Annotated in this window: 16 protein-coding genes; 7 read left to right on the top strand and 9 right to left on the bottom strand. The window is 55.2% G+C overall.

Annotated elements, in window-relative coordinates:
* Positions 1-26 precede the first annotated feature (26 nt).
* The gene (locus SERS4_RS0110820) at positions 27-1127 is read right to left on the bottom strand and encodes a GGDEF domain-containing protein (protein WP_017892492.1); all 1101 of its coding nucleotides are present in this window, start codon (positions 1125-1127) and stop codon (positions 27-29) included.
* Between the two features lie 200 nt (positions 1128-1327).
* Here SERS4_RS0110820 and SERS4_RS0110815 point away from each other — a divergent pair, with 200 nt between their 5' ends.
* On the top strand, positions 1328-1813 hold the full coding sequence (locus SERS4_RS0110815) for a heme-degrading domain-containing protein (protein WP_017892491.1): 486 nt from the start codon (positions 1328-1330) through the stop codon (positions 1811-1813).
* Positions 1814-2043: 230 nt separating this feature from the next.
* Positions 2044-3732, top strand: coding sequence for a C4-dicarboxylic acid transporter DauA (gene dauA / locus SERS4_RS0110810; protein WP_017892490.1), 1689 nt, complete (start codon positions 2044-2046; stop codon positions 3730-3732).
* A 186-nt stretch (positions 3733-3918) separates the two neighbouring features.
* Here dauA and kdsA read toward each other — a convergent pair whose 3' ends face one another.
* The 6 genes from kdsA to hemA are packed head-to-tail and all read right to left on the bottom strand — an operon-like array spanning position 3919 to position 9280.
* Positions 3919-4773 carry a 3-deoxy-8-phosphooctulonate synthase gene (gene kdsA / locus SERS4_RS0110805; RefSeq protein ID WP_012006418.1) on the bottom strand — a complete coding sequence of 285 codons (855 nt, stop codon included), beginning with the start codon at positions 4771-4773 and terminating at the stop codon, positions 3919-3921.
* A 33-nt stretch (positions 4774-4806) separates the two neighbouring features.
* Positions 4807-5616 (bottom strand): invasion regulator SirB1, encoded by an 810-nt coding sequence (gene sirB1, locus SERS4_RS0110800; RefSeq protein WP_012006417.1) that lies wholly within the window; start codon positions 5614-5616, stop codon positions 4807-4809.
* Complete coding sequence (locus SERS4_RS0110795) at positions 5613-6011, bottom strand: SirB2 family protein (RefSeq protein ID WP_017892489.1); 399 nt, start codon at positions 6009-6011, stop codon at positions 5613-5615. Before SERS4_RS0110795 ends, sirB1 begins: the two co-directional genes overlap by 4 nt.
* Positions 6012-6062: 51 nt before the next feature.
* Positions 6063-6899, bottom strand: coding sequence for a peptide chain release factor N(5)-glutamine methyltransferase (prmC, locus tag SERS4_RS0110790; RefSeq protein WP_017892488.1), 837 nt, complete (start codon positions 6897-6899; stop codon positions 6063-6065).
* The gene (gene prfA / locus SERS4_RS0110785; protein WP_012006414.1) at positions 6899-7984 is read right to left on the bottom strand and encodes a peptide chain release factor 1; all 1086 of its coding nucleotides are present in this window, start codon (positions 7982-7984) and stop codon (positions 6899-6901) included. Before prfA ends, prmC begins: the two co-directional genes overlap by 1 nt.
* A 33-nt stretch (positions 7985-8017) precedes the next feature.
* Positions 8018-9280: a glutamyl-tRNA reductase gene (gene hemA, locus SERS4_RS0110780; protein WP_012006413.1), complete on the bottom strand. Its 1263-nt coding sequence runs from the start codon at positions 9278-9280 to the stop codon at positions 8018-8020.
* A gap of 716 nt (positions 9281-9996) precedes the next feature.
* On the opposite strand from hemA, the gene lolB reads away from it, so the two are divergent.
* The 3 genes from lolB (at position 9997) to prs (ending at position 12601) form a co-directional block, all read left to right on the top strand.
* A complete protein-coding gene (gene lolB / locus SERS4_RS0110775) occupies positions 9997-10620 on the top strand; it encodes a lipoprotein insertase outer membrane protein LolB (RefSeq protein WP_012006412.1) in 624 nt (207 codons plus the stop codon).
* A complete protein-coding gene (ispE, locus tag SERS4_RS0110770; RefSeq protein ID WP_017892487.1) occupies positions 10617-11483 on the top strand; it encodes a 4-(cytidine 5'-diphospho)-2-C-methyl-D-erythritol kinase in 867 nt (288 codons plus the stop codon). Before lolB ends, ispE begins: the two co-directional genes overlap by 4 nt.
* Before the next feature lie 170 nt (positions 11484-11653).
* Positions 11654-12601, top strand: a complete 948-nt coding sequence (prs, locus tag SERS4_RS0110765; protein WP_012006410.1) for a ribose-phosphate diphosphokinase — start codon at positions 11654-11656, stop codon at positions 12599-12601.
* Between the two features lie 185 nt (positions 12602-12786).
* On the opposite strand, the gene ychH is transcribed toward prs, so the two are convergent.
* Positions 12787-13065, bottom strand: a complete 279-nt coding sequence (gene ychH, locus SERS4_RS0110760) for a stress-induced protein YchH (protein WP_012006409.1) — start codon at positions 13063-13065, stop codon at positions 12787-12789.
* Positions 13066-13378: 313 nt separating this feature from the next.
* On the opposite strand from ychH, the gene pth reads away from it, so the two are divergent.
* Complete coding sequence (gene pth, locus SERS4_RS0110755) at positions 13379-13969, top strand: aminoacyl-tRNA hydrolase (protein WP_017892485.1); 591 nt, start codon at positions 13379-13381, stop codon at positions 13967-13969.
* A gap of 39 nt (positions 13970-14008) precedes the next feature.
* Here pth and SERS4_RS0110750 read toward each other — a convergent pair whose 3' ends face one another.
* Positions 14009-15538, bottom strand: a complete 1530-nt coding sequence (locus tag SERS4_RS0110750; RefSeq protein ID WP_017892484.1) for a SulP family inorganic anion transporter — start codon at positions 15536-15538, stop codon at positions 14009-14011.
* 331 nt (positions 15539-15869) lie between these two features.
* Between SERS4_RS0110750 and ychF the strand changes: the two genes are divergently transcribed.
* Complete coding sequence (gene ychF, locus SERS4_RS0110745) at positions 15870-16961, top strand: redox-regulated ATPase YchF (protein ID WP_012006406.1); 1092 nt, start codon at positions 15870-15872, stop codon at positions 16959-16961.
* Positions 16962-17084: the final 123 nt, after the last annotated feature.

The following is a 17084-nucleotide window of genomic DNA, read 5'->3' as shown; positions in this document are numbered from 1 at the left end:
ACCCCTTCTGAGTCCGTCAGGAGGGGTTATTGCTGCCGAAAGCCGGCCCCCAGAGGCGAAAACGGCATCAGCCGGCTGCAGACCACCTGATTTTTCCCGCCACGCTTGGCCTCATACAGGGCTTCGTCCGTCACCTCTATCGCTTTATCTACCGCCATACCGGGCAGATACAGTGAGGCTCCGATAGAAACGGTAATTTGTGTCTCGTTGCCTTCATCGAGCAAAAATATCGTTGTCTCCACGCTGCGACGAATGCGTTCCGCTACCCTGCCGATAATCTTCGGATCATAGCTGGCGGTGATCACCATAAACTCCTCACCGCCATAGCGACCGACAAAATCTTCACTACGCACGCTGTTTTGCAACAACTGTCCCATCTGGGTCAGCAACAGATCCCCGGCCAAATGACCGTAGGTATCATTGATACGCTTGAAATTATCCAGATCGAGGATCATCAACCCGCAGGGACGCCGCTCTGCATGTTGCATCATCAGGCGATAGTCGACGCTGGCACGGTTACCAAGATGAGTCAGGCTGTCGGTGGTGGCCTTATCACGCATCGAAAAATAGGCGTGAATATGCCGCTCTTTGAAGTTCAGCGCGTGATAGCAAATCGCCAGGCACAGGGCGGAAATGGCCTGATACAGCAACGCATCCAGCCACAGGGAGCGCATATCGACCAAAAAACAGACCACCAGGATGCGATATAACGCAATCAGACCCAGGGTCAGATAGAACACCCGGTTCGACTTTTTCAACCAGACTCGCGACAGCAACAAGGGAATGATGATCGAGCCGATAAACAGGTTATCGACGGTAAACCCGCCGCTCACGACCAACAACATCAGATAGCACGCCATTCCACTGAGCGCACCGCCAAAGAAGGTCACCAATATCATTGGGATCATCACGAAGCTGTAATGGACGTTATCAATCAGCTCCAGCCGATCCTGATTCAGAAACAGTATCGCCAGCCCGGCCAGCAGGCCAAAAAGCAGGCGTTTCCATCCTTCGGACTGATATGAAAAAGGAGCATTCTTGCTGAGGGCAACATAGCTGACCGACAGCGTGGCGTAGGTGATGCAAGCGTCGCTATAAAGATTGGGAATTGACGCAACGTAAGTCATAAATATTCGCTATGCTCCGCGGAAATTACAGGGTGATTAAGCAATAAATTTTGAGCACCAATCCCTGTCTCATCCATTCCGGCATGGAACATATTACTCGGATTAATAATAGACTAGCAGTTCTATGTTATTTCCAAGGTATCTATCCCACCTGCCCGGTTCAGGATAGTCTGTCAGTCACCTTGAGAGGAGCGACAGCTATGAATATCGATGATGATTTGCAAGCGCTGACCCAACAGGAAGCGACGTTGACCTTCAGTCACTTTGACCATAATACCGCCTGGGAACTGGGATCGGCATTGAAATCCGCTGCAGAACGTGGCCGCCTGTCCATCGCCATCGAAATCCAGCTTGCGGGTCAGACGCTGTTTTATTATGCCATGCCCGGCACCACGCCTGATATTGCAGACTGGGTGCGACGTAAACGCAACGTGGTGAATCACTTCCACAAAAGTTCTTACGCTATCGGCCTGCGTCTGCAGCAACGCCAATCGACGCTGGAAGAGCGCTATGGACTCAGCGTACGCGACTACTCGGCGCACGGCGGGGCCTTTCCGATTAATTTAGCCGGGCTCGGCTGCATCGGCACCATCAGCATTTCCGGCTCGCCGCAGCTGGAGGATCATAATCTGCTGGTCAGCACCCTGGCTCACTTTCTCGGCTTATCCCTGCCGGCAGTGCATTAAGCGATAAAACTCACGCTATTCTCTTTAGGCTGGCCGCCAGAGTCGCGACCAGCCTGCCGTCTGATATTTATCGCCGTTTTGAAAGATTCTACTTTCATTTTCCCGCGGCGCATTGATGTATGTCTAGGAAACAGCGCCACAACTGGCGTATGGTGTCTGTCAGCTATTCGAGACGGACCGCAACCGGCCCGCCATTCCGTTCTCTTTTATAGACTTGGTTTACACCCCAGATGAAAACGCATGAAATTAACGGCATTCGGCCGTTTAGCGCACTGATTGATGCCTGTTGGCGAGACCCCTATTCCCTGCAACGTTTGCTAAAAGACGCCATCGCCGGCGTCACCGTCGGCATTATCGCCATTCCCCTGGCGATGGCACTGGCGATTGCCAGCGGCGTTCCTCCTCAATATGGGTTGTACACGTCGGCGGTCGCCGGGATTGTGATCGCCATTAGCGGCGGCTCGCGCTACAGCGTTTCCGGGCCTACCGCCGCCTTCGTGGTGATCTTGTATCCGGTTTCACAGCAGTTCGGCCTCTCTGGCCTGTTGATCGCCACCCTGCTTTCCGGGCTGTTTTTGGTGCTCATGGGGTTGGCACGTTTCGGTCGACTGATTGAATATATTCCCCTTTCGGTGACGCTGGGCTTTACCTCCGGTATTGCCATTACCATCGCCACCATGCAGGTGAAGGACTTCTTCGGTCTGCAACTGGCGGAGGTGCCGGAACATTATGTGGGTAAGGTCTACGCCCTGTTGCAGGCGCTGCCCACGCTGGATATCGGCGATACGCTGATCGGTGCAGTGACCCTGTTGATCCTGATATTTTGGCCGAAACTTGGCCTGAGGGTGCCGGGCCATTTACCGGCGTTGCTGGCAGGCACGGCGGTGATGGGCATTCTGGCGCTGTTTGACCACCCGGTGGCAACCATCGGCTCTCGTTTCAGCTACCTGCTGGCCGACGGTACGCAGGGCCAGGGCATTCCGCCCATTTTGCCGCAGTTGATGCTGCCGTGGGATCTGCCGGCCGGGGACGGCAAGCCGATGGCGCTGAGCTGGCAGACAATTTCCGCCCTGCTACCGGCGGCATTCTCCATGGCCATGCTGGGCGCCATTGAATCCCTGCTGTGTGCCGTAGTGTTGGACGGCATGACCGGCAAGAAACACAACTCCAATACCGAGCTTATCGGCCAGGGAGCGGGCAATATTATCGCTCCGTTCTTTGGCGGCATTACCGCCACTGCCGCCATTGCGCGTTCCGCAGCCAACGTGCGCGCCGGGGCCACTTCGCCCGTGTCCGCCATTATCCATGCGTTGCTGGTGCTGTTGGCGCTGCTGGTGCTGGCGCCGTGGCTGTCCTGGCTGCCGCTGGCGGCAATGGCGTCGCTGCTGCTGATGGTCGCCTGGAATATGAGTGAAGCCCATAAGGTGGTTTATTTACTGCGGCGGGCACCGAAGGACGACATTCTGGTGATGCTGCTGTGCCTGTCGCTGACGGTGCTGTTTGATATGGTGATCGCCATTACCGTAGGCATAGTGCTGGCCTCATTGTTATTTATGCGTCGCATTGCGCGCATGACACGCTTGAGCGAACTGAGCGCCGAAAATGGCCGCCTGGTGCTGCGAGTGAATGGTCCATTATTCTTCGCCGCCGCCGAACGCATTTTTAACGAGTTGCTGGTACGCAGTGAAAGTTATGACGTGATTGTCTTGCAGTGGGATGCGGTACCGGTGCTGGACGCCGGTGGCCTGGATGCCCTGCAGCGCTTTATCGAAGCCCTGCCACCAGGCAAGCAACTGGCGATCACCGATATGCCGTTCCAGCCGTTGAAAACGCTGGCGCGAGCGCGGGTACAGCCGATTGAGGGGAAACTGCATTTCTACGCAACGCTACCCGAAGCCTTGGCCGAGCTAGACGCCTAAAAACTTAAAGCCCGACAAGTCGGGCTTTAAGTTGCTGACAAACCCGTATAAAGGTTGAATCGGTAGGGGTCGAACATGTTCGACCCGATTTAACTCGTTGATTATGCTATAGGGCGCAGCATGCAGCGCCCCTACCACTAAGCAACAGAGCTCTTTATCAACCGTCTGAGAGTTTGCTTATCGTACTTAGTTGCTGGTATCGAGCTCTGGGAAGCTCTTCACCAGATCGTCGATGGCTTTCATCTGCACCAGGAACGGCTCCAGCTTGTCCAGCGGCAACGCGGACGGGCCATCACACTTGGCACTGTTCGGCTCTGGGTGCGCTTCAATAAACAGCCCAGCCAGGCCAACCGCCATACCGGCACGCGCCAGTTCGGCAACCTGCGCACGACGACCGCCGGATGCGGCACCAAACGGGTCACGGGTCTGCAGGGCGTGGGTCACGTCGAAGATCACCGGATGACCGCCAGTGGCATTTTTCATCACGTTGATACCCAGCATGTCGACCACCAGATTATCGTAACCAAAGTTGCTGCCGCGATCGCACAAGATCACCTGATCGTTACCGCCTTCCTTGAACTTGTCGACGATATTGCCCATTTGGCCCGGGCTGACGAACTGAGGTTTCTTGACGTTGATCACCGCACCGGTTTTCGCCATCGCTTCTACCAGATCGGTTTGGCGTGCCAGGAATGCCGGCAGCTGGATCACGTCAACCACTTCGGACACCGGCTGCGCCTGTGAAGCTTCATGCACGTCGGTGATGGTTTTCACGCCGAAGGTCTTCTTGATTTCTTCGAAGATCTTCATCCCTTCTTCCAGGCCTGGACCACGGTAAGAGTGGATGGAAGAACGGTTGGCTTTATCAAAAGAAGCTTTAAAAACGTAAGGGATGCCCAGTTTTTGCGTCACGGTGACGTAGTGTTCGCAAATGCGCATCGCCAGATCGCGCGATTCCAACACGTTCATACCGCCAAACAGCACAAACGGCAGATCGTTCGCTACGTTGATGTCACCAATGCTAACTACTTTCTGTTTCATGCTTTCGCCTTTGTTGATGTTAAATCAAATGAATTAATGCAGCGTGACCTGTTTCGGTTCAATCGAGTGGATCTGTACTTTGATCACTTCGCTGACCGGATCTTCAGGACACTGTTCGACAAAATAATTGAGATCGGAAATAGCGATATGGTTGCATTCCAACTGGGCGTAAATCAGCCCACGGTCACGGATTTCGTACGGGTCATCCGGATCGAAACACAGCACCGTTTCGCTGGCCCGCAACGCCATTTCCATCTGTTGTTCTTCCATCAGGGCGGCTTTCAGCGTATCGAGCATCTTACGCACTACCATGACGTTTTCTGACTCATCGAGATCATCGTCTTCCAACTCGGCGCCCAGACCCAGGTTGCCCTTGATCCACACTTCCAGTTGATGCTCGTTGAGCGTCTCGCCGTTCAACGGATTGATCAGCCACATCTCTTCATCCAGCCAGTCTGCCCGCAGGATCAGTTGAGTGGGGAAAATCACCGGCAACAGCGGTAAATCCAGATGCGCAGCGATGTGCAGGAAAATGGTGCCAAGGGAAACCGGCGTGCCCTGCCGCCCTTCCAGCACCTTGTCGAGCCAAATCGCGTCGGACAGACGATACACGCCGCCGGCGCCGCCAAAACCCCAGGTTTTGAAGAACAGTTCAATGAGTGCGTCCAGTTGCTGTTCCTGGCTGAGATCCTTTGGCATCGCCGCACGTGCTTCATCGACCAGCTGTTGCAGCTTGCGTTCGACTTCGGCGGTAGGGAAATCACGCCGCACGGACTGCGAAACCAGGATCACGCCCGCGCTCAGCAGCGCGGTGTTAAATTCAAAATCAGCAATGCTACTCATAAGTATCCCATCAGAAAGGGTATTTTCGTCGTGGCAAGTTTAATTATCAGGTACAGACAGCCCAACGCCAGCACAAACGCCAGGGTGCGCAGGTTCTTACTTTTGGTCTTCTTGCCCAATGCGACGTAGCCAAGCAGGATATAGATAATAACGCCAAACAGCTTCTCGGTCAGCCACGAGTCCATACCCAGCAGCGGATAAAGCTTGAACATCACCACCAACGCGATACCACTGACGAACAACACCGTATCATTTATGTGCGGCGTTATCTTCACCCAGCGCTTGTTCATCATTGCCGAGTCTCGCCATTTCCAGAAAAATCGCAATACAAACAAGATAATACTGATGGTGACTGTCAACAGGTGCAGATGTTTTAACGCTGAGTAGACTGCCATATTGCTTCCTTTTGTTTATTCGCCGTGTGCTTTGTTTTTGTTAGTTCTCAGTTACTGCTGCGGCCATTGGCCAAAAGTCACGCGATCGTTATCACCGTAGTCACGGCGGGTAGCGATCGAAATAAAACCGGCGGCCTGCAGCAATGCGCGCACGCTCTCGCCCTGTTGCCAACCGTGCTCCAGCAGCAGCCAGCCCTGTGGCTGCAGATACTGCGGTGCCTGCTGCACAATAGCGGATAAATCCGCCAACCCGTGCTGCTGCGCGACCAGTGCGCTGCTGGGTTCGAAACGTACGTCGCCCTGCGCCAGGTGCGGATCGGCAGCGTCGATATACGGAGGATTACTGGCGATCAGGGCGAAAGTTTGCCCTGCCAGAGGCGCAAACCAACTGCCCTGAAGAAATTGTGCGTTGCCGATCGCCAGCTTCTGCGCATTATGTTGCGCCAGCGCTACGGCTTCAGGCTGTAAATCAACGCCGGTCACCCTGCAGTCCTGGCGTTCGCTGGCCAGCGCCAACGCAATGGCACCGGTGCCGGTGCCAAGATCGAGGATGTTGCAAGAGGATGACGGCAGGCGCTCCAGCGCCAGTTCCACCAGGCATTCGGTGTCCGGACGTGGGATAAGGGTGGCCGGCGAGACCGATAGCGGCAGCGACCAAAACTCGCGTTCTCCAATCAGATAAGCCACCGGCTCGCCACGTTCGCGGCGCACCAGCAGCCTTTCCAACTGTTCTTGCTGTTGTTGCGTCAGCAAAGTTTCGCCAAATGCCATCAGAAAGGTTCTGGCCCGGCCGGTCACGAAACCCAGCAGGATTTCCGCATCACGCCGGGCACTGTCACTCTGCGTCAACCGGGCAGCCGCGGCTTTCAGCCAGGATTGATAATCCATTACTCTGGCTCAGCGGACAGCGCGGCGAGCTGGTCGGCCTGATATTCCTGCACAATAGGTTGGATCAGCATGTCCAGCTTGCCCTCCATCACCTCGTCCAGACGGTACAATGTCAGGTTGATGCGGTGGTCGGTCACGCGCCCCTGCGGGAAGTTGTAGGTGCGGTTGCGATCGGAACGGTCGCCGGTGCCCAACAGATTACGACGGGTTGATGCCTCGGCCTGCTGGCGCTTGGCCATTTCGGCAGCGCGGATACGCGCCCCCAGCACTGACATCGCCTTGGCTTTGTTTTTGTGCTGTGAACGTTCGTCCTGACACTCCACCACAATACCGGTTGGCAAGTGGGTAATACGGATAGCCGAGTCGGTGGTGTTAACGTGCTGGCCACCGGCACCGGAGGAACGGAAGGTATCAATTTTCAGATCGCCGGCATTGATCTCCGGCAGCTCGGCTTCCGGCACCGCCGGCATCACCGCCACGGTACAGGCGGAGGTATGAATACGCCCCTGCGACTCGGTTTCCGGCACGCGCTGCACGCGGTGGCCACCAGACTCAAACTTCAGTTGGCCGAAAACGCCGTCGCCAGACACCTTGGCAATCACTTCTTTATAGCCGCCGTGCTCGCCTTCGTTGGCACTCATGATCTCGACGCGCCAGCGACGCGTTTCGGCATAGCGGCTGTACATACGGAACAGATCGCCGGCGAAAATCGCCGCTTCGTCACCGCCGGTACCGGCACGCACTTCCAGGAAGCAATCGCGCTCATCATCCGGATCTTTCGGCAACAGCAGCACTTGTAATTGCTGCTCCAGCTCTTCCGTTGCCGCCTTGGCGTCTTTCAACTCTTCCTGCGCCATTTCGCGCATTTCCGGGTCATCCAGCATCATTTCTGCCGTGGCCAGATCGTCTTGCACCTTACGCCATTCAAGGAAACAGCGGCTGACATCGGTCAACTGTGCATATTCGCGCGACAGCGCGCGGAACCGATCCTGCTCGGCAATAACGCCGGCATCGCCGAGCAGCGCCTGCACTTCTTCATGGCGCTCTTGTAACGCTTCCAGTTTGGCAACAATAGAAGGCTTCATGCGTGGTATTAAACCCTGTTAATAAAGAGAAAACTAATGCTGATCCAGCCCGAGGCTGTCGCGTAATAATTGCAACCGCTCCACGTCGCCATCGCCGGCGGCCTGTTGGAGGGATTTGGTAGGGGCATGAATAAGACGGTTGGTCAGCCGGTGGGCCAGCTCGTGGATAACCTGCTCCACGTCCGCGCCCTGCGCAATGGCGGCCAGGGCTTTGGCTTCCATTTCCGCACGGATCTGATCGGCCTGTGAACGGTAGTCGCGGATGGTTTCCACTGCGCCCTGCGAGCGCAACCAGGCCATAAAGTTGATGCTTTCCTGCTGGACGATTGACTCAGCCTGCACCGCCGCGGCCTTGCGCTGCGCCAGGTTGCTCTGAATGATGGCATGCAGATCGTCCACGCTATATAAATAGGCGTTAGCCAGCTTGCCCACTTCAGGTTCGATATCGCGCGGTACGGCAATATCCACCAGCAGCATTGGCTGGTTGCGGCGCGCTTTCAGCGCTCGCTCCACCATCCCTTTACCGATGATCGGCAGTGGGCTGGCGGTAGAACTGATAATAATGTCGGCGTCCGCCAGACGTTCGTCGATTTCCGGCAAGGTGATCACTTCTGCGCCGACTTCGTCCGCCAGCAGCTGGGCGCGCTCGCGGGTACGGTTGGCAATAATCATATGCCGTACTTTATGCTCGCGCAGATGACGCGCTACCAGTTCAATGGTTTCACCGGCCCCCACCAACAGGACGTTCAGTTCGGCAAGGGATTCGAATATCTGGCGTGCCAGGGTACAGGCGGCAAAGGCCACGGATACCGCACTGGCGCCGATTTCGGTTTCGGTACGTACGCGTTTGGCGACGGAGAAGGATTTTTGGAACAGACGCTCAAGCTCACCAGACAGTGACTGCCCGCGTTGGGACTCGGCAAAGGCTTTCTTCACCTGCCCAAGAATTTGCGGTTCGCCCAGCACCAGTGAATCCAACCCGCTGGCCACGCGCATCAGGTGGCTAACGGCTTCGTTGCCGTGGTGCCAGTACAGGCTTTTACTCACCTCTTCCGGGCGCAGGTGGTGGTACTCACACAGCCAGGAGACCAGCTGTTCGTGAATATGTTCCTGTTGCTCCACGCTAAGATACAGTTCGGTGCGGTTGCAGGTAGACAACACGACACCGCCCTGCACCAACGGTTGTTGGAGCAAGCTGGTTAGCGCCTGTTCGATAGACTCTGGGGAGAAGGTCACCCTTTCACGCAGAGAAACCGGAGCGGTTTTGTGATTTATACCTAACGCCAGCAGGGTCATTGCTTCGAGTAATACTTCTTTTGGTACGGGTTCTCGTTGAACGGCATTCTACTTGATGCGCGGGATCAATAAAAGGCACAACCGCATCTTCCGTCCAATCGCTGAAATAGACAGCATCAATGAGTGATTAGTAATAAATACAGCAAGATAAAGAATAATTTGACGACATAACATACTGAATTTTAGTGCAGTATGCGATATTCCGCACAGTATTGAGTAAAACTGACCAACCTGAGTATGGGGATAGCGATCAAATAACCGGCGTTTACCAGCCCAAAGTGCCGCAACGAAAGGTCGGATCCAAAATGAAGGAAACCTGTTGGCAAAAAACATGCTTCGCCTGCAGGTAAAAAAATGCCGAGCCCGCAAAACATAACAGCGAAATAACGATTCGAACTGCAAGCTTCATAATCCTCGGATCTCCCCACCGCGATAGACTCTGGCGATATTACAGAACGCTACATCAACTAAACGCCAACGGCAGCAACACCCGGCCCCAGAGATATTCTTGCGTCCAGAGCGCAGGTTGGAACGATTGTGTTAATCTTATCAGCGAAGACCGCACCTGGCCCCGTGCCCAAGAGCGGTGACAAAGCCGGGAAGTTTCAACGCGATGCAGCAAAAAATTGACGAGCCGGCGTTGCCCCGCTAGCGTAAATGCTGATACCAAGGTCTCGCTGTGCGTGCCCGCAAGGACAAAAGGACAAGAGAAAGTTATGCCAATCCGCAAAGTTAGTTTGCTCCGCCTGATCCCGCTGGCCAGCCTGGTGCTGGCCGCCTGTACTACCACCAAGCCGACCGGCCCGGCCACCAGCCCGACGTCGCCGCAGTGGCGTGCCCACGAACAAGCGGTGCAACAGCTGAGTCAGTATCAGACCCGTGGTTCTTTCGCCTACCTGTCAGATCAGAAAAAAGTCTACGCCCGCTTCTTCTGGCAACAGTATTCCCCAGACCGTTATCGCCTGCTGCTGACCAACCCGCTTGGCAGTACCGAGCTTGACCTCAACGTACAGAAAAACGTAGTGCAGTTGACGGATAACCAGGGCAAACGTTACGTCAGCGACAATGCCGAAGAGATGATCCGCAAGCTGACCGGCATGGCCATTCCGCTGGACAACCTGCGCCAGTGGATGCTCGGCCTGCCGGGTGAGGCCAGCGACTTCAAGCTCGATGACCAATATCGCCTGAACTCGCTGACCTACCAACAAGGTAGCCAGACCTGGACCGTGGATTACCAGGACTACAACAACAGCCTCAAACCACAGTTGCCAAGCCGTCTGGAACTGAAACAGGGTGACCAGCGCATCAAACTGAAAATGGACGATTGGACGCTTAAATGATTCGTCAATGGCCATCGCCAGCTAAACTCAATTTGTTTTTGTACATTACCGGCCAACGTGAAGACGGCTATCACCTGCTGCAGACGCTGTTCCAGTTTCTGGATTACGGCGACACGCTGACCATCGACGTGCGCCAGGATGACGCCATTCACCTGCTGACCCCGGTGGCCGGCGTGCCGGATGAGCAAAACCTGATCGTCCGCGCCGCCCGTTTGCTGCAACAGCATTGCGATCGTCATGGGCTAAACACCGCCCCGCGCGGTGCCGACATCAGCATCGAAAAACGTCTGCCGATGGGTGGCGGACTGGGCGGCGGTTCCTCCAATGCCGCCACGGTGTTAGTGGCGCTCAATGATCTGTGGCGCTGCGGCTTGAGCGACGAGCAGTTGGCAGAGCTGGGGCTGGCCCTTGGTGCCGATGTTCCGGTGTTCGTTCGCGGCCATGCCGCCTTTGCCGAAGGTATTGGCGAACGTTTGCAACCGGCCAATCCGCAGGAAAAGTGGTATCTGGTGGCCCATCCGGGTGTCAGCATCCCGACCCCGGTTATTTTTGGCGATGCCGATTTAAAAAGAGACACCCCGGTTCGCCCATTAAATGTGCTGTTACAGGCAACTTACGCAAATGATTGCGAACCAATAGCAAGAAAACGTTTTCGCGAGGTTGAACAGCTTGTTTCTTGGCTGTTAGAATACGCGCCGTCACGCCTGACTGGCACAGGTGCTTGTGTGTTTGCTGAATTCGACACAGAAACCGCCGCCCGTCAGGTGTTAAATCAAGCCCCGGAGTGGATACGTGGTTTTGTAGCGCGTGGCGTTAACGTCTCTCCACTACATCGCATTCGTTCCGGGCAGATTGAACCGTAGTTCTCGTTTCGCTGCGCAGAGTCGCTCACACCTGGCCCTGTCATCCCTGCGCCGCTGCGGTTTCAAATTTTTTTTACACACCCGTATGATATTGCGCCGGCGTCGCTAACTGCCCCTTAGCGAGGCCGAATGACAATATCTTCTCTGGACGCATGCCTGAGGTTCTTCTCGTGCCTGATATGAAGCTTTTTGCTGGTAACGCCACCCCGGAACTAGCACAACGTATTGCCAACCGTTTGTACACCAGCCTTGGTGACGCCGCAGTAGGTCGTTTTAGCGACGGCGAAGTGAGCGTGCAAATCAACGAAAATGTACGCGGCGGTGATATTTTCATCATCCAGTCCACCTGTGCCCCTACCAACGATAACCTGATGGAACTGGTTGTTATGGTAGATGCTCTGCGTCGCGCCTCCGCAGGTCGTATTACTGCTGTTATCCCTTATTTCGGCTATGCCCGCCAGGATCGCCGCGTGCGTTCTGCTCGTGTGCCAATCACCGCCAAAGTTGTCGCCGACTTCCTCTCCAGCGTTGGGGTTGACCGCGTACTGACGGTGGATCTGCACGCTGAACAGATCCAGGGCTTCTTCGATGTTCCTGTAGATAACGTGTTCGGTAGCCCGATCCTGCTCGAAGACATGCTGCAACAGAATCTGGAGAACCCAATCGTGGTTTCCCCGGACATCGGTGGCGTAGTGCGCGCCCGCGCTATCGCCAAACTGCTGAACGATACCGATATGGCTATCATCGATAAACGCCGCCCACGTGCGAACGTTTCCCAGGTGATGCACATTATTGGTGACGTGGCAGGCCGTGACTGCGTGCTGGTTGACGACATGATCGACACCGGCGGTACCTTGTGTAAAGCAGCTGAAGCGTTGAAAGAACGCGGTGCCAAGCGCGTATTTGCCTACGCGACCCACCCGATCTTCTCCGGTAATGCTGTGGAAAACATCCGCAACTCGGTGATTGATGAAGTGATCGTCTGCGATACCATTCCGCTGTCTGCAGAAATCAAGGCACTGAAAAACGTGCGTACTCTGACGCTGTCCGGCATGCTGGCTGAAGCCATCCGTCGTATCAGCAATGAAGAGTCAATTTCTGCGATGTTCGAGCATTAATCAGAATTCATTTCGGTGCGGCACCCTGCCGTACCGGATCGATTGATTGCCCGATAGCAGAAAAAGAAAAACCCGTTGGTGCATCAGCAACAACGGGTTTTCTACGGGTAGTCAAACATGACCTTAGACCTTAATGCGCGGCAGATCTCCTTTGCCGTAACGCGGGTTCCCTTTTGTTTTTTTAATCAATGTGACGAACGATGATTGTCGTTTCGGCAGCGTTTATCAAAATGTTTTATCCACCAGTAACGATCCGCCACCTGCTCACGCCCGCCGATACGCGCACCAACCAGCCATAACAGCGCGCCGACGAAGATACTCATGATGGCGCCATGGGCGAAAAACTGCGGCAAATTGAACTGCGATACTTCAGCAAGAATGTTGTATCCAACGCCGAAGATCATGACTACCAGCCCCAGCCCCATAAAAAAGTTGCCCATTTTGTTCACGTTTCTACGTTTCATATGCCACCTCCATAGTGCCATTTGCCAACCAGGGTAACTCAGTAAATGGTTAACCCACTTTGATAAGTTAAGTATAGGCCCTGTTCCGGCAAGGGGATTGCGTAGGCGATCACAAATGGTAAAGAAAGCATGACAAATCTTTACTTAAAGCAAGTAATTAGTTAACAAATTGAATGATTATGCTAATGAATTACTCCCCATTCTGAGGATATCCGCTGACTAACGCCACGCACGACATCAGGATTTTGTCATTCGCGGCGCAGGCAGGTAGACTAATGCCCTTTCCATTATCTCGATCATAGCGAATCTCCCCGTGAGCAGTATTAAATTGATAGTCGGCCTGGCGAATCCGGGCGCTGAGTATGCCCAGACGCGACACAACGCCGGCGCCTGGTACGTCGATTTACTGGCCCAGCGCCATAACCAGCAGTTGAAGGAAGAGAGCAAATTCTACGGCTACACCGCCCGCCTGAATTTGGCCGGTAATGACGTGCGCCTGCTGGTGCCTACCACCTTTATGAACCTCAGTGGCAAAGCCGTGCTGGCGATGGCCAGTTTCTACCGCATTGAGCCGGACGAAATTCTGGTCGCGCACGACGAGCTGGATATTCCGCCCGGTATCGCAAAAATCAAACTGGGTGGCGGCAACGGCGGGCACAACGGGCTGAAAGATATTCAGAACAAGTTCGGCAATAACCCGAACTTCTATCGCTTGCGCATCGGCATTGGCCATCCGGGCGATAAAAACAAGGTGGTGGGTTTCGTGCTCGGCAAGCCACCGGCCAGCGAGCAAAAAATGATTGATGAAGCGATTGATGAAGCCGCACGTTGCACGGAGATCCTGCTGACCGACGGCCTGGAAAAAACCGTTCGTCGCCTGCACAGCTTCAAAGCGCAGGCCTGATAGTGATTGCAGCGGGCCTCACGCCCGCTGCCGACCCGCTTAGGTTCGCAGCTTGAAGGTTTCCTCACCGACGTTGGCATCGTCGGTCTGATAGCCTTCTTCCGCCACATAATATTGCGGATCGTCCAGCTCATGGCTGCAAAACGGTCCGGCCTGCTTTAACAGACGTACGCAGTCGCCGCTCAGGTGGCGTAACCGAATGGTTTTTCCCGCCGCCAGATAACGTGCCGTCAGCTTATCAATCGCTTCTACTCCGCTGGAATCCATCACCCGGGTACCGGCAAAATCCAGCACCACGTTTTGCGGATCGTTTTTCGGTTCAAACAGCTCGGCAAAGGCCGTGGTAGAACCAAAGAACAGCGGCCCGTCCAGTTGATATACCGCAACATCCCCCTCCACCTGGTGCTGACGCACGCGAATGCGCGCCTGCTGCCAGGCGAACACCAGCGCCGAGATAATCACCCCGCTGATCACCGCCATCGCCAAATCGGTGAAGATAGTGATCACCGTGACCAGCAGCATCACCAGCGCATCGGCCTTCGGCATCCGCCGCAAGCGGCGCAGCGAACTCCACTCAAAGGTGTTGTAACACACCACCAGCATCACCCCAGCCAGTGCCGCCACCGGTAACAGGCCTATGTAACCTGACAGGCTGACCACAAACAGGATCAACAGTATCGCACCGACGACGCCGGAAATACGTCCGCGCCCACCCGAGGTGAAGTTGATAATCGACTGGCCAATCATCGCGCAGCCGGCAAAACAGCCGAACAGGCCGCAAATGGCATTGCCCGCGCCCTGAGCGATGCTCTCGCGGTTTCCATTGCCCTTTTTGCCGCCCATTTCGTCAAGCACCGTCATGGTCAGCAACGACTCAATCAACCCCACCAAAGCGATCACTAGCGCATACGGCAGCACCACTTTCAGCATTTCCAGGCTGAACGGGGCCATCGGCAGGCTGAAATGCGGCAAGGCGCCGGAGATATCGGCCAGATCGCCGACCCGCAAGGTATGCAGGTTAAAGCCAATCGCCAGCGCGGAAACCACAATCAGGGCCGCCAATGAAGCCGGGATCACCCGGGTCAGTCGTGGGAACAGCACCACCACCCCGATCGCCAGCGCCACCAGCCCGTACATCAGCAGCCCCTGCCCGGCAATCATATGCAGCTGCGCCAGCATGATGACGATCGCCAAACCATTCACAAAACCGTGGATCGCCGGCAGCGGCACCAGACGAATAAATTTACCCAGCCGGAAAACGCCAATCAGGATTTGGATCACCCCGGCGAAAATCGTCGCCCATAACACATAGGCCATGCCGTGTTGCGCCGCCAGGCTCATCAGCACCACCACTATCGAACCGGCCGCGCCCGACACCATACCCGGCTTGCCGCCAAACAGCGCGGTGACCAGACCGATAATGAAGGCGGTGTGCAACCCAACGATCGGGGAAAGCCCGGCGACCAAAGAAAAGCCGACCGCTTCGGGGATCATGGAAACGGCCACCACAAAGCCCGCCAGCACCTCGTTCTTGACGGTCGACAGCCTGAAATTGTTCAGGTTAAACATGGATTATTCACTTCTGACAGATAAAAAACCTTCCCGCAGGACGGGAAACACAGCCGCATGGCGCGGCAAACCTCAGGAGGGGGGCAACTCAGGGTGGACTGGGCAAGAAGTACATCCGGCGCGTTTCCTGTAGGTTAATCAGAAGTGTCAGTATGTGTAAATGTGATCCAAATCTCAATCAAAAACCGGCTTTGTGGCTGCATTTGCCCGCAGCACACAGCCAGATCGAGAAAAACGGCCATTACGTGTATAATGGCGCCATTATTTCGTCCTTTATGCAGTGGGTTAAACCTAACCGGCTGATAGTTAAGATATTTAAGGTGATAACAACATGGGATTCAAATGCGGTATCGTCGGCCTGCCTAACGTAGGCAAATCCACCCTGTTCAACGCGTTGACCAAAGCGGGTATCGAAGCAGCCAACTTCCCGTTCTGCACCATTGAACCTAATACCGGTGTGGTGCCGATGCCCGATTCGCGTCTGGACCAGTTGGCCGAGATCGTCAAACCCCAACGCATCCTGCCAACCACCATGGAATTCGTCGACATCGCCGGCCTGGTGAAAGGCGCGTCCAAAGGCGAAGGCCTGGGCAACCAGTTCCTGACCAACATCCGTGAAACCGAAGCTATCGGCCACGTAGTGCGCTGCTTCGAGAACGACAACATCATCCACGTGAACAACAAGGTTGACCCGGCTGACGACATCGAAGTGATCAACACCGAGCTGGCACTGTCGGATCTGGACACCTGCGAACGCGCTATCCACCGCGTACAGAAGAAAGCCAAAGGCGGCGATAAAGACGCAAAAGCCGAGCTGGCCGCACTGGAAAAATGCCTGCCACAGCTGGAAAACGCCGGCATGCTGCGTGCGCTTGATCTGTCCGATGAAGACCGTGCAGCCATCCGCTACCTGAGTTTCCTGACGCTGAAGCCAACCATGTACATCGCCAACGTCAACGAAGACGGCTATGAGAACAACCCGTACCTGGACAAAGTGCGCGAAATCGCTGCGGCCGAAGGTTCGGTCGTGGTTGCCGTGTGTGCCGCGGTAGAATCCGACATCGCCGAGCTGGAAGACGAAGACCGCGCCGAGTTTATGGCCGAGCTGGGTCTGGAAGAGCCTGGTCTGAACCGCGTGATCCGCGCCGGTTACGAGCTGCTGAACCTGCAGACCTACTTCACCGCTGGCGTAAAAGAAGTTCGCGCCTGGACCATTCCGGTTGGCGCTACCGCACCGCAGGCAGCCGGCAAGATCCACACCGATTTCGAGAAAGGCTTTATCCGCGCACAGACCATCGCTTTTGAAGACTTCATCACCTACAAGGGTGAGCAAGGCGCCAAAGAAGCCGGAAAAATGCGTTCAGAAGGTAAGGACTACATCGTCAAAGACGGCGACGTGATGAACTTCTTGTTTAACGTCTAAACCTCGGTTTCTGCACCAGTCTCCAAAATCCACGCCAAGGCGTGGATTTTTTGTTTTCTGATTGTTTGAAATCTAGAGCGAATATCGGCAAGGCATCTGACAACTGGGTCGGTAATTACAGAT

It is taken from the genome of Serratia sp. S4, from assembly GCF_000347995.1.
In the GTDB taxonomy this organism is placed as follows: domain Bacteria; phylum Pseudomonadota; class Gammaproteobacteria; order Enterobacterales; family Enterobacteriaceae; genus Serratia; species Serratia quinivorans.
This window is presented reverse-complemented; position numbering and strand designations above follow the sequence as displayed.

Excerpts from the sequence above, each read along its gene's own strand:
- SERS4_RS0110820 (WP_017892492.1), bottom strand. The coding sequence starts at position 1,127 with ATGACTTACGTTGCGTCAATTCCCAATCTTTATAGCGACGCTTGCATC.
- SERS4_RS0110815 (WP_017892491.1), top strand. The coding sequence starts at position 1,328 with ATGAATATCGATGATGATTTGCAAGCGCTGACCCAACAGGAAGCGACG.
- dauA (WP_017892490.1), top strand. The coding sequence starts at position 2,044 with ATGAAAACGCATGAAATTAACGGCATTCGGCCGTTTAGCGCACTGATT.
- kdsA (WP_012006418.1), bottom strand. The coding sequence starts at position 4,773 with ATGAAACAGAAAGTAGTTAGCATTGGTGACATCAACGTAGCGAACGAT.
- sirB1 (WP_012006417.1), bottom strand. The coding sequence starts at position 5,616 with ATGAGTAGCATTGCTGATTTTGAATTTAACACCGCGCTGCTGAGCGCG.
- SERS4_RS0110795 (WP_017892489.1), bottom strand. The coding sequence starts at position 6,011 with ATGGCAGTCTACTCAGCGTTAAAACATCTGCACCTGTTGACAGTCACC.
- prmC (WP_017892488.1), bottom strand. The coding sequence starts at position 6,899 with ATGGATTATCAATCCTGGCTGAAAGCCGCGGCTGCCCGGTTGACGCAG.
- prfA (WP_012006414.1), bottom strand. The coding sequence starts at position 7,984 with ATGAAGCCTTCTATTGTTGCCAAACTGGAAGCGTTACAAGAGCGCCAT.
- hemA (WP_012006413.1), bottom strand. The coding sequence starts at position 9,280 with ATGACCCTGCTGGCGTTAGGTATAAATCACAAAACCGCTCCGGTTTCT.
- lolB (WP_012006412.1), top strand. The coding sequence starts at position 9,997 with ATGCCAATCCGCAAAGTTAGTTTGCTCCGCCTGATCCCGCTGGCCAGC.
- ispE (WP_017892487.1), top strand. The coding sequence starts at position 10,617 with ATGATTCGTCAATGGCCATCGCCAGCTAAACTCAATTTGTTTTTGTAC.
- ychH (WP_012006409.1), bottom strand. The coding sequence starts at position 13,065 with ATGAAACGTAGAAACGTGAACAAAATGGGCAACTTTTTTATGGGGCTG.
- SERS4_RS0110750 (WP_017892484.1), bottom strand. The coding sequence starts at position 15,538 with ATGTTTAACCTGAACAATTTCAGGCTGTCGACCGTCAAGAACGAGGTG.
- ychF (WP_012006406.1), top strand. The coding sequence starts at position 15,870 with ATGGGATTCAAATGCGGTATCGTCGGCCTGCCTAACGTAGGCAAATCC.